At 66.1% G+C, this 16159-nt stretch carries 11 protein-coding genes; 7 read left to right on the top strand and 4 right to left on the bottom strand.

Features of this window, described 5'->3' with window-relative positions; genetic code table 11:
• Positions 1 to 89 precede the first annotated feature (89 nt).
• Positions 90 to 3221, top strand: a complete 3132-nt coding sequence (locus tag ACZ42Y_RS04395) for a DEAD/DEAH box helicase (protein ID WP_058371088.1) — start codon at positions 90 to 92, stop codon at positions 3219 to 3221.
• Here the strand turns inward: ACZ42Y_RS04395 and ACZ42Y_RS04390 are convergent.
• Positions 3151 to 4065 (bottom strand): triphosphoribosyl-dephospho-CoA synthase, encoded by a 915-nt coding sequence (locus ACZ42Y_RS04390; protein ID WP_058371089.1) that lies wholly within the window; start codon positions 4063 to 4065, stop codon positions 3151 to 3153. The two genes, ACZ42Y_RS04395 and ACZ42Y_RS04390, sit on opposite strands and share 71 nt — an antisense overlap.
• Positions 4050 to 5603, bottom strand: coding sequence for an amidohydrolase (locus ACZ42Y_RS04385; protein ID WP_058371090.1), 1554 nt, complete (start codon positions 5601 to 5603; stop codon positions 4050 to 4052). The genes ACZ42Y_RS04390 and ACZ42Y_RS04385 overlap by 16 nt, the downstream gene beginning before the upstream one ends.
• Before the next feature lie 164 nt (positions 5604 to 5767).
• On the opposite strand from ACZ42Y_RS04385, the gene ACZ42Y_RS04380 reads away from it, so the two are divergent.
• Positions 5768 to 6820 (top strand): 60S ribosomal export protein NMD3, encoded by a 1053-nt coding sequence (locus tag ACZ42Y_RS04380; RefSeq protein ID WP_083494544.1) that lies wholly within the window; start codon positions 5768 to 5770, stop codon positions 6818 to 6820.
• Between the two features lie 24 nt (positions 6821 to 6844).
• Here ACZ42Y_RS04380 and ACZ42Y_RS04375 read toward each other — a convergent pair whose 3' ends face one another.
• Positions 6845 to 7189 (bottom strand): MTH1187 family thiamine-binding protein, encoded by a 345-nt coding sequence (locus tag ACZ42Y_RS04375; RefSeq protein WP_058371092.1) that lies wholly within the window; start codon positions 7187 to 7189, stop codon positions 6845 to 6847.
• Between the two features lie 418 nt (positions 7190 to 7607).
• Here ACZ42Y_RS04375 and pstS point away from each other — a divergent pair, with 418 nt between their 5' ends.
• The 5 genes from pstS (at position 7608) to ACZ42Y_RS04350 (ending at position 15051) form a co-directional block, all read left to right on the top strand.
• Positions 7608 to 8807 carry a phosphate ABC transporter substrate-binding protein PstS gene (pstS, locus tag ACZ42Y_RS04370; protein WP_058371093.1) on the top strand — a complete coding sequence of 400 codons (1200 nt, stop codon included), beginning with the start codon at positions 7608 to 7610 and terminating at the stop codon, positions 8805 to 8807.
• A gap of 22 nt (positions 8808 to 8829) precedes the next feature.
• Positions 8830 to 9816 carry a phosphate ABC transporter permease subunit PstC gene (gene pstC, locus ACZ42Y_RS04365; protein WP_201783093.1) on the top strand — a complete coding sequence of 329 codons (987 nt, stop codon included), beginning with the start codon at positions 8830 to 8832 and terminating at the stop codon, positions 9814 to 9816.
• Positions 9809 to 10678: a phosphate ABC transporter permease PstA gene (gene pstA, locus ACZ42Y_RS04360; RefSeq protein ID WP_058371094.1), complete on the top strand. Its 870-nt coding sequence runs from the start codon at positions 9809 to 9811 to the stop codon at positions 10676 to 10678. Before pstC ends, pstA begins: the two co-directional genes overlap by 8 nt.
• A 1-nt stretch (position 10679) precedes the next feature.
• Entirely contained in the window at positions 10680 to 11441 is a 762-nt protein-coding gene (locus ACZ42Y_RS04355; protein WP_464735767.1) for a phosphate ABC transporter ATP-binding protein, read from the top strand.
• Positions 11442 to 11625: 184 nt separating this feature from the next.
• Complete coding sequence (locus tag ACZ42Y_RS04350; RefSeq protein WP_464735766.1) at positions 11626 to 15051, top strand: hypothetical protein; 3426 nt, start codon at positions 11626 to 11628, stop codon at positions 15049 to 15051.
• Positions 15052 to 15126: 75 nt separating this feature from the next.
• Here the strand turns inward: ACZ42Y_RS04350 and ACZ42Y_RS04345 are convergent, their stop codons facing one another.
• The gene (locus ACZ42Y_RS04345; protein ID WP_058371097.1) at positions 15127 to 16011 is read right to left on the bottom strand and encodes a shikimate kinase; all 885 of its coding nucleotides are present in this window, start codon (positions 16009 to 16011) and stop codon (positions 15127 to 15129) included.
• Positions 16012 to 16159 lie beyond the last annotated feature (148 nt).

The raw sequence follows: 16159 nt of genomic DNA, 5'->3' as shown, positions 1-16159 counted from the left end.
CAGCCCCTGAGCATCCTGGCCGAGGCTCAGCGTCCTTTAACCCCAGGAGGGCCATCCAGGCTGTATGCCGGGGCGCGAAGGGGTGAGGGATGGCAGGCTCCAGGGTGGCGGCGGCGCTGAGGAGCCTGGGCTACGAGATACTGGTCTGGGAGGAGCCCGGCGAGGAGCCTGAGCAGGCCGGCAAGACCTTCGCCGACGTGGCCCCCTCCCTCCGGGGCCATGAGAAGGCGGGGCTCCGCCTCTACAGGCACCAGCTGGAGGCCGTGGAGGCCCTCTCCTCCGGGATGAACGTGGTGCTCACAGCGAGGACGGGCTCCGGCAAGACTGAGGCCTGGGCCCTGGCGGCGCTCCGGGAGGGCTGGCGGGTTCTAGCGGTCTACCCCACCCTGGCCCTCGCCGCCGACCAGATTAGGAGACTCGAGAGCTACTACGCCGCCGCCGGGCTCCCCGGGGCGGTGGTGAGGATAGACCGGCCGAGCCTCGAGAGAAGGGGGCGCCGGGGCGAGGAGCTGCTAAGGCTGCTGGCCTCCGCGCGGATTGTTGTAACTAACCCGGCCTTCCTCCTTGCAGAGATGAAGAGGCTCGCGGTCCACCCCAACCGGGCCCTGCTGGAGGACTACCTCTCCCACGTGGACCTCCTGGTGTTCGACGAGCTAGACTTCTACGGGCCCCGCGGCGCCCACCTACTCCTAGCCATAGTGGAACTTGTCTCCAGGCATCTGGCCTCCAAGCCCCCGAGGGTGGTGGTGCTCTCTGCCACCCTGGGCAACCCGGGAGAGCTGGCCTCCCTGCTGACCAGGATCACCGGCAGGGAGACGAGGGTTATCGAGGGCAAGCCGTTCAAGACCCCTAACAGGATGATAGTCGTTATAGGCAAGGGGGTCGAGGCGCTCCGGGACTACATACGCGCGTACTCGAGCGTAATAGCCTCCCGGGCCCCCTGGATACTCGACATGCTCCACAACGAGGAGGAGTTCCGCGAGCACTTGTACGAGGTCTACGAGGCCCTAGAAGCGATAGGCCTCCGGCCCCCCAGGCCCGGCCTTGACCCGGTGGAGGTGCTCCAGGCCGTCCTCGAGGCCTCGGAGCCCGGCACGGTGACCCTGGTCTTCACCAGGAGCATCAGGATGGCTGAGCGGCTCTACCGGAGGCTGATAGAGAGGCTTCCGGCGGAGAAACAGAGGCTCGTCGGGGTCCACCACCACCTGGTGCCGAAGCAGAGGCGTGAGGCGCTCGAGGAGGCGGCGCGGAGAGGCAAGATAGCCATGATAATAACGGTGCGCACGCTCGCCCAGGGCATAGACATTGGGAGTGTTAAGCGCGTAGTTCATGTCGGGCTGCCTAGCGATCTCAGGGAGTTCATGCAGAGGGAGGGGAGGAAGGGGAGGCGCCGCGAGCTGGGGGTCACCGAGACTGTGGTGGTGCCCTCCGGGCTATGGGACCGGAAGCTGCTGGAGGCCGGGGGCTCGGCGCTGAAGCAGTGGCTTAGCCTGCCCCTCGAGAAGCTCTACATAAACCCGTCGAATGCCTACGCCAGGATATTCAGCGCCATGTGGAAGCTTCTCCGCGGCCTTCCCGTCGAGCCCGGGGAGGAGAGGCTCCTCTGTGAGCTAGGCCTCGTGGAGGAGTACCAGTCGCTGAGCGGTGGCAGGCTCACCCTCAGCCGCAAGGGATGGGCATTCTGGAACGACCTGGGCTTCTACGAGCACGGCCCTCCATACGGCTACCGCAAGGTCTTGGTGAGGGCTGGCAAGGAGACGGTGCTGCGGAACGAGGAGGTCTCCCATCGGGACGTGGTGGAGAAGTACCAGCCCGGCACCTATGACCCGGTCAGCGAGTCCATAGTGGTGCGGGTTGAGCCCAGAGAGCTGAGGATCTACGAGCAGCCCCCCGAGGAGGCGGTGGAGGAGCACGACTGGCTGGCTCGAGCCCTGGCGAGGTATGAGGACCTCAAGAGGGCCTGGGGCGAGAGGCCGGAGTTTAACAACGACCTCCGCTATGGCAGGATATTCACCGTGGCCGTTCTCAACGTCTCCGCCCCAACGGGCGGCTTCGGAGAGCTTGTAGAGGAGCCCGTAGAGGTCGAGTGGCTGGTCGAGAGCCGCCGCCCGCGCCTCGCCGGCCGGGCCGGCGGGATGGTGAGGGTCTACCACGAGGTCGCCTCGCTGGAGCTGAACGCCCCGGTGGCCGGCAGGTACCGGGACTACACCTATGGCTATGTCTTTGAGGCTCCCGGCGTGATCTCCTCAGAGGACCTCCGCCTCGGCCTGGCAGCCCTCCTAGTCTACCTCCGCCTCGACCCCGGCTACGCCATCCCCCTAGGCCTGATAAGATACAGGGTGGTCTCCGTCGGGCCGGTTAAGCTGATCCACCTCTGGGAGCAGGAGGCGGCAGGTCTGCTCGAGTCCCTCGACTGGATGGAGGTGGCGGAGAAGGTGGAGCGCTTCGACTACCCGGGCATAACGGTCCCCCTCCTGGCCGCCATCGACCCATCCTCTGCGGTGAGGGTGATGAGGGGTGAGGTCCCTGTCGAGAGGCTCCGCGAGCTAGCAGCCCACGCGGCCAGGGTTGTTGCCGGCTCCCGGGCCGTCCGGGCTGGGGGTGTTGTTGTCGAGCATCCGAGGCCCTCGAAGAGCCACGGCATAGGAGCGGTGGCGGCAGTGTACGAGACCCTGGAGGCCGACGGCAAGACCGTGTCGGTCGCGGCGGTGGCTAGCTACGATGGAGAGCGGATGGAGGTTGACAGCTACCGTGGCGGCATTGGGCTAGACTCCTCCGCCCAGCTGGCAAGGATGGCCCTTAAGCACCTGGACCGGCTGCTCAGCCAGGGGCTCCGCGTAGCCTACTACGGGCAGGAGCAGCGGAACATGTTCATCCGCCTCCTCGCGGGCAGCTACACTGGCGTGATGGCGCTCCGGGCGGCGGAGCAGGAGGGCCGCCTGGTGGACGCGGCTGAGAGGGCTAGCAGGCTCGCCGGCGATACCCCTCTCCTCACCCTCGTGGAGCCCAGGGTTAGGAGCTACCTCGAGTGGGCCAACAAGGCGAAGGCCCGCCGCGACCCTGAGGAGCTTGAGAACGCGCTGCGCAGCCTAGCCTCAGCGATGACCGCTGCGGCCTACAGGATCCTCCTGGCGGCGGAGAAGGGGAGGATCAGGGTGGAGACCGGAAGCCGCAGTGAAGCCTCGGCCGGGGCCGGAGACCGGAGAGATACTCGTAGATGAGCCTCGCCACAGCATTCACCACCAGGTCGGCGGCAGAGCCGGGCCCGGCCCCGGCTAGGAGCCGCCACAGCTCCTCCTCCGCCCCGGGGTCGCCCCGCGCGGCCCGTAGCCACAGCTCCCGGGTCACCCGGCCGGACTTCCTCGAGACCAGGAGATCGCCCTCCAGGCCTGCCAGCAGGTAGGTTGCCCTCCTCACCCCCCGGCCGAGACATTCCTCCTCTAGCAGCGTAGGCAACGCCATGCCCAGGCTGAGCCTCATCATCCCCGCAGCGTCCCTGGAGACCGGGTCGTAGAGGGAGGCCTTCTCCAGCAGCTCCCTGAGCGTCACCCTCTTCTCCCACACCTCCATTATGGAGAGCCTGCCGTCCACCTCGGGGAGCCCGCTCCAGGAGATGCGGGCCAGGTAGCTCGGCGAGGCCAGCTGGAGCCCCCGGTAGAAGGCTGCTGCAGCCTCCACCCCGCCGGCGTCCACGGCGAGTCCCGTCGACGCCATCACGGCCTCTAGGCTCCTCCTCCCCCGCGCCTCGGCGTAGCCCAGGCCGGCGGCCTGGAGGGTGAGCAGGAAGAGGCTCCCGAGCCCCGGGTTCCCCCAGGCAGCCGCCATGTCCTCGACGGCGGCTAGCCAGCAGCCCGGCCAGGCGCCCAGCTCGCCCGCGGCGGCTGCGAGGCAGCTGCAGAGGCAGGCCTCGTAGGCGAGGCCCGTGAGCCCCGCGAATGCTAGGGGGTCCAGGTCTCTACGGGGCCGCTGGAAGCTCGTGAGCCCCGGCCTCGGCACCGCAGCGTCCACTGCCACGGCGGCCGAGCAGGCGCGGGCGAAGAGGCGGCAGGCTACCTCCGGCTCCAAGCCAGCTCTCCCGCCACCAGGGTCTCCTCAACCCTCAGCCCGGGCAGCTCCTCCACATCCACCTCGAGGGGGTCGCGGTCCAGGACAGCTATGTCGGCGTAGCAGCCGGGCTCCAGGCACCCCGCCCTGGTCTCGCCGAGCACCATGGCGGAGCCCGCCGTGTAGAGGTGGAGCGCGGTCTCCACGTCGAGCGCCTCCTCCCTGCTGTACTCGGCCAGGCTGCCCCTGGTGACGGCTGCATGCACCCCCTCGAGCGGGTTAACGGGCTCCACCGGTGCGTCGCTGGAGAAGCCCAGGGCTACCCCGGCGGAGAGCATGCTGCGGAACGGGTAGAGCCACCTGGCCCTCCGGGGGCCCAGCCTCTCGGCAGCCCAGTAGTCGCTCGCCAGGAACCTGGGCTGCACTGCCGCCCTGACGCCCAGCGAGGCCATCCGCTCTATGAGATCCGGGGGCGCGAGGCTGGCGTGCTCTATCCTGCACCTGCAGCCCGCCGCAGCCATGCCCCTCAGCGCCTCCTCGACGGCGGCGTCGCCTATAGCGTGGACCGCCAGGTCTAGGCCCCAGCGTCTAGCCCTCTCCGCGAGCCTGGCTAGCTCCCCGGCTGAGAGGAGCCTCCTTCCCCGGGCTCCGGGGTCATCGCTGTAGGGCTCCCGGAGCCATGCGGTCCTGGCCCCGAGGCTCCCGTCCATGTAGGCCTTGACCCCTGCTACGCGGAGCATCTCGTCGCCCAGTGCTGGGACCGCCCCGACCCGGTCGAGCTGGGTGAACAGCTCGCTGGAGAGGTAGACGCGGAGCCTGATGGCCAGGAGCCCGAGCCTCCACGCCAAGACGAGGCCCTGGAACCCGTGGGCGTCAACGTCCATGGCGCCTGCCATGGTTACGCCGTTGCGCAGCGCCTCGCTAGCTCCTTCGAGCACCAGCTGGACCGGGTCAATGCTCCTCACCGCCTCCCGGTACGCCTTGGCGGCGAGCTCCTCGAACACTATCCCCGTAGGCTTGCCGTCGCAGCCCCTGTCCACCAGCGGGCTGTCGGAGTCGAGGAGCCCCAGCAGCTTCATGGCTCGCGTGTTGAGCGCGGCTGCGTGGCCGCAGACGCGGAGGAGGACCACGGGCTTATCCCCGACGGCCTCGTCCAGCTCGTAGCGGGTCGGCCAGCCCCCGAGCCTCTCCTGGTCCCAGCCCCTGCCCAGCACCCAGCCGGTGAACCTCCCGGCCTCCCTCGCCACCTTCTCCAGCAGCTCCTCCATAGACTCCACGTCGGTGAGGTCTATTGAGTACTTGGCAGCTCCCAGCCCCGCCACGTGGAGGTGGGCGTCCACGAACCCGGGCAGGGCTACGCCGCCGGCCTCCATGACCCGCGGGCGGCCGCAGCCCGTGGCGCCCGCTATCTCCCTCGCCACCCGGGCGGCCTCGGCGGCGTAGCCCGCGTAGACCACCCTCCCCCCGTGTAGAGCCAGCGCCTCCACATACCTGGTCGGCTTGAACCCGGTGTAGATCCTCTCGGCTGTAAATACAACGGGGCAGCTGCCGCCGGGCAAGCTCCTCCAAGCCCCGGCTGGAACAAACCCTGAGGGCTCCCCTCTATACCGCGCGGCTAGCCGGCCGGAGGCTAGATACCTGGGTGCCCCGAGGGCTCCTCCCCAGGGGGCCTCTGTGGGAACAGCCAGGCGCCCCGGGATAACGGGGGAGGCGTGACGCCGGCATGCCTATGTGCATCCGCTGCGGCCGAGAGGTGGATAGGCTGGTAGACGGGAGGCTCTGCCCCAGCTGCTACCTCGAGCTCCACGGGCTCGGGAAGCCGCCGGAGCGGCTGAGCATAGTAGTCTGCCCCAGGTGCGGGAGCTACCGGTACCAGGGCAGGTGGCTCCCCCCGCCCGGCGGGGGGCTAGAGGAGGTGGCAGCCCTCCTCTTTCAGGCCAGCTTCCGGCCCTCGGAGCACACCGAGTACTATCGGGTCGAGGAGGCCAGTATAGACTACGAGACGGGCAGGGCGGTCGTGAGGGCGGCCGGCCGGCTCAGGGGAGTCGACGAGGAGGTCTCGGTAGTCTACACCGTGCCCATTGTCGTCAGGAAGCAGCTCTGCCCCGTCTGCTTCCAGAAGGCGGCCGGCTCCCCCGCGGCGATAGTGCAGGTAAGGGGCCCCGGCGGCCGGCTCAGCGAGGAGGAGCGAGAAGCGGTAGAGGATGTTATGAGCGAGCTCGACGACTACATAGCGGATGCTATACTCTCGGTGGACGAGCTGAGGGAGGGGATAGACCTCAAGCTGCTCGACCAGAACGCGGCCCGCGCCCTAGCGGCGAAGCTGCGCAGCAAGCTCGCGGCCCGAGTCAAGGAGAGCCACAAGGTTGTGGGGAGGAGGAACGACGGCCGCAGGGTATCGAGGCTAACCCTCTCCGTCCGCCTCCCATTCTTCAAGCCAGGCAACATAGTCGAGTACCAGGGCGAGCTAGCTAGGGTAGAGGAGATAGACAAGGGCTACGTGCTCATCCGCAGGCTTGGCGGCCGCAGGCTCCACCGCCTAACAGTGGAGGACGCCTGGAGGCTCCTAAGCGAGCCTAGGCTCGACGACCACCGCCGCGTCATGGTGGTGGCGCTGGAGCCGGGCTGGGTGCACCTCCAGTACCTCGACGGAGGCTACGAGTACCTCGAGATACCCAGGAGCGGGCTGAGAGTCGAGGGCGAGCTGCGGGAGGGCGTGGAGGCAGAGCTACTCATACATAAAAACCACTACTACCTAATACCCCGCCGGGAGTAGCATCCTGGACCGCAGGAGAGGCGGCTACATCACGCCGTGGACGTCGCCCTTAACGTTCTTCCTCTCCTCCTCGACCTTCCTCAGCACCTTCTGAACCATCTCCTCCGGGCTAGCCTCCTCCACATCCCTCCTATCATCTATCATCACGATGGTGACTACCCGGGGCACACCCATGCTGTAGAGCTCGTCATGCACCATCCGGACTATTGCACCGACCTCACTTAGATCGCTAACCTGTATGACCGTGGTGTCGGGCGTCACCTCCGGCTTGTAGCCATGCGCCTCTAGGAGGGCAACCACCCTGGCTATGTAGCGCGAGACGCTAGTCCCCACACCCATGGGCATAACCTTGAGCGAGACTATGGGCATCCCACTATCCCTCCATCAAGCCAGCCCCAGGGGCCCGAGGGGAGGTGCGGCAAGGCCTCCCGGGCTTAGCCCGGCACTAGAGGAGGCATAGCTGATACTTATACCTGCGAGCCTGCCGGAGACACAGCCAAGGAGGAAAGGTGCTGACTACAGCCGAGGCCGAGCCCTCCCCCGGGGCAATGGGGAGCAACACCTAGTCTGAGCCCCCAGGGCCTGCCCCCTGCTCCACTCCTCCACCATACAGCCCTAGGCAGGTGGAGCCCAGCCACTCTAGAGCGTATAGAGGCCTACATAAGCTCCACATATGCTCTGTAGCGTATGTAGCCACAGTACGTAGACTCTATAGAGCAGCGGCCCCAGTGGGGGACACCCGGACCAAGAGGGACTGCAAAGGACTCGTGGAAGAGAGGTGCTGGAAATGGATAGCAAGACCCTAGGCATAATAGCCGTGGCGATAATCGTCATAGCCGTAGCCGCCGCGGGAGCAGCGCTCATGAGGAGCGGCGGTGGCCATACAACCCAGACGGCCACAGCAACAACCACGATTACTACAACAGCAGCAGCTACGACAACAGCTGCATCCACGCAGCCAGGCACTACTACTTCAGGCGCGGCCGCAGGCGGGAAGATCACTCTGATAGGCAGCGGCTCCACCTTCGTATGGCCGGCCATGAACAAGTGGATAGCAGGGTTCGAGGCGGAGCACCCCAACATACACATAGAATACACCGGCGGCGGCAGCGGCAAGGGAGTCAACGATATACTCCATCACCTAGTGGACTTCGCTGGTAGCGACCCGCCGCTGCCACGCAGCATCTGGGAGAAGCACCGTGGCCAGATACTCCAGTTCCCCGTGGAGCTGGGCGCAGTGGTGGTTGTCTACAACGTGCCCGAGATAGGCAATACGCAGCTGAACCTCACCGGCGAGGTTATAGCCAAGATATACCTGGGCGAGATCAAGTACTGGGACGACCCCGCTATAAAGCAGCTGAACCCTGGCGTGGCGGACAAGCTACCCCACAAGGAGATAATAGCTGTGCACCGTAGCGACGCCAGCGGTACCACGCAGATATTCACAACCTTCCTCTCAAAGACCTCCAAGGAGTGGGCCGAGAAGGTTGGTTCCGGCAAGTCTGTGAACTGGCCCGTCGACAAGCTCGGCCGCGGCGTAGGCCAGAACGGTAACCCCGGCGTGACCCAGGCAGTACTCAGCACCAAGTACTCGATAGGCTACGTGGAGCTCGCCTACGCGTTGAAGTACCACATGCCCTACGCTAGGATACAGAACCCCGCCGGCAAGTTCGTAGCACCCACCCCCGAGACCGTATCAGCCGCCTTCGCCCTGAAGAACCCGCCAAGCCCGCTTGACGACTGGAGCAATGTTGCAAAGACGTTCATATACTCTAACGCCAGCCCCGACGCCTACCCCATAGCGGGCCAGACCTTCCTGCTGGTCTGGAAGAAGTGGAGCGACCCCGCAAAGTGCAATGCTATGAAGCAGTTCCTAGAGTACATAGCTACTAAGGGCCAGGAGAACCTGCCACCAGGCTACGCGCCGCTGCCCCAGGTGCTTAGGAACGTTGTGCTAAAGGCTGCCAGCCTCCTGGAGTGCGGCTAACCCCCCGGGGGGTGCCGAGGGGGTGCGGGCCAAGGCTAGAACCAGTGCACGCATTTTTACCGAAGGGTTCCTACCCCGCCTCCGCAGCCGCGACGACAAGCGGTTCTTCATAGTCCACATCCCGGTCTCTATTCTCGTATTCCTCATACTAGCCTCGATGCTCGCAGTGATACTCGTCAAGTCTCTCCCGGTGATACGTCACGAGGGCCTCTCGGTGTTCGTGAAGAACGTGTGGAGAGCGGTCGAGGACAACCCGGAGAAGGAGGAGTACGGGCTCCTCGCAGCAATATATGGCACAATATACACCAGCGTCATAGCTGTGCTGATAGCGGCGCCCCTCTCGATAAGCCTGGCAGTGGCGCTGGAGGAGCTGACCCCCAAGAGGCTCCGGGGCCTCGTAGCAACCCTAGTAGACCTGATGGCTGCCACCCCCACGATAATCTACGGTGTCTGGGCCATGGTCTACCTGGCCCCGGTTATGAGAAACTTCCTCGACTTCATGTACAGGCATTTCGGCTGGATACCTTTCTTCAGCGAGCCCCCGGTGACGGGCTATACCATAGCCACCGCGGGCGTCATGCTGGGCATAATGGTTGTCCCATATGCGGCCGCCCTGATAAGGGAGGCGTACTCTATGGTGCCCCAGCACCTCCGCGAGGCGGCCTACAGCATCGGGGCCACGAGGTTCGAGGTGATCCGGATACTTCTCGGCCTCGTGAAGCCTAGCATAGTTGCTGGCTTAGTGCTTGCGTTCGGCAGGGCTATGGGGGAGACCGTGGCGGTCAGCCTGGTGGTGGGCAACGCATTCGACATACCCGTGGCGGTCTCGAAACCAGGTATAACGGTGTCAAGCCTCATAGCAAGCATGTTCAAGACGGCTAGCTACTACAAGTACATGGAGAGCGCCCTCTTTGCGGGCGGCCTAGCCCTATTCGTGATAGGCCTGGCGGTGAACGTCATAGGGATGCTCTACATAAGGCGCTGGGAGGAGGAGATCAGCCGTGTCTAGGGAGGCGCCACGTATAGACGCCTGGAGAAGGGCTAAGAACGTGCTTGGCCTCGCACTCATAGCCGCCCTGGCCGCGGCGGCTGTAGCGCCCCTCCTCCACATAGTTTACACCGTCGCGGTCAATGGGTACAAGGCTATAGCCAGGTCTGGGCTCTGGGAGTTCCTAACTGCGCCCCCCAGGCCCCAGAACCCCGAGAACCCCGGCGGCATAGGCCCGGTGCTGCTCGGCAGCCTGGTGCTGGTCGCCCTATCCTCGCTGATGGGCGTGGCCATGGCGCTGCCGGCGGGCGTTTTAGTGGCCGAGTTCCGCCGCGCCGGCATCTCCAGGCTGGTGCTGGTGCTCGGACTGCTGCTGGTGGAGTTCCCCACCATACTAATGGGCCTCTACATATACGCTACCCTGGTGGAGCCCCTGGGCACCTACAGCGTGCTGGCCGGCGCACTGGCATTAGCCCTGGTCATGATGCCCTACGTGATTGTTCATGTAAGCGAGGCCCTCCGCGGCGTGCCCCACGAGCTCCGGGAGGCAGCCTTCAGCCTGGGCCTCCCACGGCTCAAGACTGTGTACAGGGTTATACTCGGCATAGCGCGCCGCGGCATACTGGTAGGCATACTGGTCGGCCTCGCGAAGGTGGCGGGCGAGACGGCACCCCTACTCTTCACCCTAGGCGGCACGTATGGCGAGCCCCCCTCGGGGCTGCTTAAGCCCGGGGGCGCGGTGCCCCTTCTTATATACGAGTTTATACAGCAGCCCGGGGACGGCTATCATGAGCTGGCCTGGGGCGCGAGCCTCGTGCTGCTGGTGATAATATTCGCGATAATGATAGCGGCGAGGATGCTAGTGAAGGAGGTGGAGCTCTAGCATGGCCGGCCCGGCGCTCCGCGTAGAGAACCTCAACATATGGTATAGCGAGAAGCATGTCGTGAAGAACGTGAGCTTCGAGGTGCCGGACCGGAGCGTGTTCGCCCTAATGGGCCCCAGCGGCTCGGGCAAGTCGACGCTGCTGCGGGCGCTCAATAGGATAATCGACCTCTACGAGGAAGCCAGGGTGGAAGGCCACGTATACTTCGACGGTATCGACATCTATGCGCCGGACGTCGATCCCACCTGGGTGCGCCGCAGGATAGGGATGGTGTTCCAGCACCCCAACCCGTTCCCCCACCTGAGCATATACGATAACGTGGCCATAGGCCCCCGGCTCAACAGGATGGTTAAGAACAAGAAGGAGCTCGACGAGCTGGTCCGCTGGGCCCTAGAGAAGGCCTTCCTCTGGGACGAGGTGAAGGATCGCCTGCACGTGCCGGCTGCGAAGCTCAGCGGCGGCCAGAAGCAGAGGCTCAGCATAGCCCGTGCCCTGGCGCTGAAGCCCCGGCTGCTCCTCATGGATGAGCCCACGGCCAACCTGGATCCCGTGGCGACGGAGAAGATAGAGGAGCTCGTGATAAGCCTGAAGAAGGAGATACCGATAATCATAGTGACTCATAACCCGCAGCAGGCAGCCCGGATATCCGACTACACCGCATTCCTCTACATGGGCGAGCTGGTCGAGGTGGGGCCGACAAGCAGGGTGTTCACGGAGCCCCGCAGCAAGCTGACCGAGAGGTATCTGCTCCGCCAGATCTAGCCCCCGGGGGGCTCCGAGGCAGCCCCCATCCCTCACCCGGGGCCTCCGCTCCTGCACCGTCTCCAGCCGCGGCCCCCGCGTTGTACAAAGACCTGGCGTCTTGCACGCGGCTCCTCCAGCCCAAGTACGCCCTAAGGTTAATAATGCGCGTACACCTCGGTCGCTTCGAGGTGTTTCCCGGGAGATGAATGCACGATTAAGGGCGCCCAGAGCTGCTCTCCTCCTTCTGGCAGCCACCCTGCTGCTGTCGGCATCTATAGCCGGTATAGCCAGGGCTGAGGACCCCAGCAAGGCGGCCGGCCAGTACCCCGCGGAGCCCCTGGCGGGGCAGCCCGTCATAGTCTACTACCCGGCCGGCGGCCCCGGGGCGGGTAAGGCCAGTGTCGAGGGCAGCATACTCATCAATATATCAGCCGGTGTAGAGGTGGCTAAGCTCCCCGGCTGCAGGGGCTCGGCGGAAATAGATGTGACCGTCCGCCTTGACAATGGGGAGCCTGCATCGAACGCGCTCCTCCTAGTGGAGAGCGCCAGCACCGGCGAGGTCTGCAGCGCCCGGGCGAGCCTTAATGGCTACGCGGCCGTGAGGGCGGGCAAGCCCGGCGAAGCATTCAAGGTCTACGCGTTCTACGATGCCGATGGCGACGGGCTCTACGAGTACGTGGGCTCGGGCAGCGTCGGAGCGGCACAGCCTCCCACGGCCATCCAGAAGGTGGAGATCACAGCCAGCCCGGTGATGAAGGCTATAGAGGAAGCTTTTACGGGAGCTAGCTCCACCGAGCTGAAGATGCCCTTCTCGGTGCCCATGGCCCCCATAGGCGGCTACTATGTTGCCCTGATGCCGGGTCTACCGGCCTTCAACACTAGCCTGCCAGACAATCTATTCAAGTACATACTCTACAAGCTTGACCTCTACGACCTTAGAGGAAAGGTGGTTAAGAGCATACGGGTAATATTGGACTCCCGCGTGGAGTACAACGTGCTTGTGGACGGCAAGACGGTCTACAGCAACAGCTACAGGGTAAAGCCCCTCAAGCCTGGCGCTGAGCTGGCCGACCTCCCGCCGCTCGTGCTGGCCTTCGCGGGGAAGCTGCAGCTAGCAGCAGGCCTTCGGGGGGAGGAGGCGCTCGGGCTCTCGCCAAGGGGCTGGAGCTACCCCGGCTTCAGACCGCTGCCGGTGACCGTTATAGCGGTGGATGATAGGGGCCTCAGCGGTATCGGCCTCTACGTCTCGGTTAACGGCGGCGACTGGGTGAGGCTGGGCCTAAGCGATTACCCCGGCACCTCCGCCCTGCTCGCCGGGATGCGGAGGCAGTGCGGCAGCCTAGTGTTCCTGGTCAACAAGTTCCTCGAGGGGTTCAGCAGCATCCTGGCCCCTTTGGCCAGGGGCTCCCCCTACACCACATGCCCCGACGTGAAGGCCATGTACGGGGAGATACCTGGCCAGCCCCCCGGCAGCTACGTGCTCTTCAGGGCGGAGGCGAGCGACGAGAGCCACAAGGGCCTCAACTCTGTCACGAGCCCCGCAGGCCTCTACTACGTCTACAACAGCGACTCGGATAAGACCGTGCTGGTAGTGGACCCCAGCGTGCCGCTCTGGCTGGCCAAGTATAACGCGGCCCGGCTCGCCTTGCTCGCCGGGAGCAGCCTGGCCAGGGGCCTCCCCTTCCTCTCCGCCTATCTCGAGGAGGCCCTCAGCCTGCTTAACGCCTCCAGCCGGCTCGCGCCGCTGCTGGTGTTCCACCACTGGGAATACGTGGGCGCCAGGTACCGCCTCGTAGTGGTTACGAGCATCGACGAGCTGCCCGAGGCGCTAGACGAGTACAAGCCGGACGCAATTATCCTGAGCAACCTGTGGCCAGGCCTCAGCGCCACGGGCTCCAGCGTTCTCGACTGGGATCTCCGCGACCACCCTAGGGCGTGGAGAGCCCTCGTCAACTACATCGAGGAGAACCACGCCGGCCTCATAGCCACGCATGCGACCCTCAGCGACCTGGTAGTCTGGCTCGGGGACGGCAGGAGGGTCAAGGTGATGGCCCGGGGCCATGCAGGCTACACTCTAAGCGACTCGCTGGACTCGGGCTCGCTGGCGGCCATGCTGGGCCTCCGCCTCATCCCGGTCTACGAGCAGCTCCGCGACACGGTGGCCGAGACCCTGCTCCAGTACGGCTCCGGGGACTCATTGCTGGCGGCACTGGGCCTGCTCCTGGGCTCTACGCCGCTTCTCTACCCGTGGGTGCCCTGGGACGGCAGGCTTGTGGCCACCGACGCGGCCAAGCAGATGGGCTGGAGAGTACCAGACGAGCCCGTGGTGGTGCCTAACCCGTATATGGAGGCCAATGCTAGCATTAAGGCATACACCCTTGTGGGCTGGCAGCTCGGCCTCCCTCAGGCCGGCGGCTGGACGGTGCTGAAGCTCCTGCCCAGGCTGGTGGGGGAGTCGAGGGCCTACTACCAGCTGCTCGACAGCCTGGTGGCCAACATTACGGGGCGCATGGCGCCGGCCTGGAGGGGCGTAGAGGACGCCGCCTCGAGGGGGCTGCCCCTGCTCCGCAGCGCCCTGGCCAACACTAGCATCGTGGACGGGGAGGCTAGGATAGCATTGAGGCTCCGGGCGGCCTCCAAGACGCTACAGCTGGGCCTCCCGGCGGGCCTCAGCGGGGAGCTCGCCGAGCAGCTGCTCCCCTCCCCTCCGGCGAGCCTGGTGGCGGTCTCCCCCGACGGCCTGGCCGGGATAGTGGCGTACGACCGCTACCGGGACCGGGAGCACTGGTACCGCTCCGTGTACTTCAGCTTCGAGGTAGAGGCCGGCTCCAACGATGCTGCCAGGACCCTGCTGCTCGAGGCCCTCGACTGGGCCATGAAGCCGAGGCGGCCGGGCGCGGGGGAGGAGGTGAAGAGCGCAGCCGAGGAGATCCTAGGAGAGCTCGAGAAGTACGTGAAGGGCATCGACTCCAGTGCCGGCCTCGTGGCGAGCAACTTCATCCTGGCCTCGCCGGGCGGCAGCACGCTAGACTATACGCTAGGCCCCGGCACCTACTACATAGCAGTGAAGAGCAGTGGGGGCGTGGAGGTAGAGCTAGAGGGCGCCGCCACGGCCCGGGTAGAGCAGCCCGCGGCTGGCGTCAAGATACTGACTGTAGAGGCCAAGGAGGAGGCCGGGGCCAGGCTGGTGATCCGAGGCAGCCCCGGCCCCGTGGCGGTGGCCCTCTACCGCGCGGGGACGGCGGCCAAGGCAGGCAGCGGCTCCAGGCAGCCGGCCGGCCCGTCAAAGCCCCTCGCCCGCGGCAGCATCTCCGTGTCCTACACCCTCTACAGCGACCACGCGGAGCTGGTCTACAGCGTAAAGCCCGGCACCTACTACATACTCGTGGAGGGCCCACCAGGCGCCAGGATCAAGGTCTCCGGCGCCCCGGCCAGCGACTACGGCGAGATCCTGCCAGGGCTCCGCGTGCTGGCAGTCGAGGCGCCGGCCGCAGCCAGGATAGAGCTCGCCGTCGCGGGCCCGCCGGGGTCCACGCTCTCGGTCACCCTGGTAGGCCTGGAGGCCGGGCCCGCCGGGGCGGTGGCGACGCTCACAGTAACCCTGAGCCTAGCGTACTACCCAGGCTAGCCCCACCCTGCCGGGACCTTTTTCCCTCCCCGGCGCCAGGGCCTGGGGCTGCTGCCCGCCAGCCCGCCCCAGGCTCTACGGGCGTGGGCCGGCCTCCCCGCCGGGGCATGGCAGTATCCTCGCGGTCAGAGCCTCCCCCGCGCCTAGCGCCGCCGCCAGGGGCTCTAGGAGCCTCTCCGCCTCGCCCCTGGAGCCGGCCACTATGTAGGCGGCGGGCCCCTTGCCCGAGACTCCTACTGCGAGCGCGCCCTCCTCCCCTAGAAGGCCTAGGAGCCTCCCCGGCTCGCCCCCTGTGGCCAGCATGGTTGCGGCGCCGTTAACGGTGGCTGCTGAGAGCCAGTCGCCGCTCTCGAGCAGCCTCCAGGCAGCCATGTAGAGCCTCCTGTACTTCGCGAAGCTGCCCGGGTCTATGCTCCTTATGCTCCTCCTCCCCGGCACCACTACTGCAGCGTAGCCGCTCACCCTCGGCATCCTGGCGACTATGGCCTGCCTGGTGTTGTCGGTGGCGTAGCCCCCGCAGCCGCTGACCGCTAGATGGTCGTCCAGCGCCCCGGTCACGGTGAGCCCTGCCCGCCTCGCAGCCTCAACCCCCAGCCTAGCCAGCTCCTCCACCCCCACGCTCACGCCGTGGAGCCTCAGCACGGCCTCGAGGAGCGCGTTCACCAGGGCGCTGCTCCCCTTCAACCCGGCCTCCAGGGGGATATCGGAGGAGCCGCGGGCGCACACGGGGCCGGGGCTGCGGCCCAGGAGCCCGGCGGCCGCCTCGGAGACGGACTCCAGTATAGCCGGGTGTATCTCGACCCTCTCGCCCCTCGTGACCGTGTAGCCCCTGGGGCTGCTGCACCTCCACACCTCGACCTCGACCCAGAGGTCGAGGGCCGCGGCGGCCCCCAGGCCGCCGGTGCCTATAGCGTTCACCAGCCCCAGCGCGGCGTGGGCCCTGCTCCGTGAGCGCTCCAAGGCCCCTGCCAGCCCTCCTCGTGTGGGAGCCGGGTGGGCAAGGGTTTATCCCCTAGAGGGCCCCCGGGCTCCCCGGGCCTGAGGGGACGACAGGTCTGGGCGCTATGCACAGCCACTGGCTCCCCAGGCGCATCATTGTCTCGCCGGG

This window comes from Pyrodictium brockii (assembly GCF_055379715.1).
This window is presented reverse-complemented; position numbering and strand designations above follow the sequence as displayed.

Bases quoted from the DNA above. Each gene is read 5' to 3' on its own strand.
- ACZ42Y_RS04395 (WP_058371088.1), top strand. From the start codon at position 90: ATGGCAGGCTCCAGGGTGGCGGCGGCGCTGAGGAGCCTGGGCTACGAG.
- ACZ42Y_RS04380 (WP_083494544.1), top strand. From the start codon at position 5,768: ATGCCTATGTGCATCCGCTGCGGCCGAGAGGTGGATAGGCTGGTAGAC.
- ACZ42Y_RS04375 (WP_058371092.1), bottom strand. From the start codon at position 7,189: ATGCCCATAGTCTCGCTCAAGGTTATGCCCATGGGTGTGGGGACTAGC.
- pstS (WP_058371093.1), top strand. From the start codon at position 7,608: ATGGATAGCAAGACCCTAGGCATAATAGCCGTGGCGATAATCGTCATA.
- ACZ42Y_RS04355 (WP_464735767.1), top strand. From the start codon at position 10,680: ATGGCCGGCCCGGCGCTCCGCGTAGAGAACCTCAACATATGGTATAGC.
- ACZ42Y_RS04350 (WP_464735766.1), top strand. From the start codon at position 11,626: ATGAATGCACGATTAAGGGCGCCCAGAGCTGCTCTCCTCCTTCTGGCA.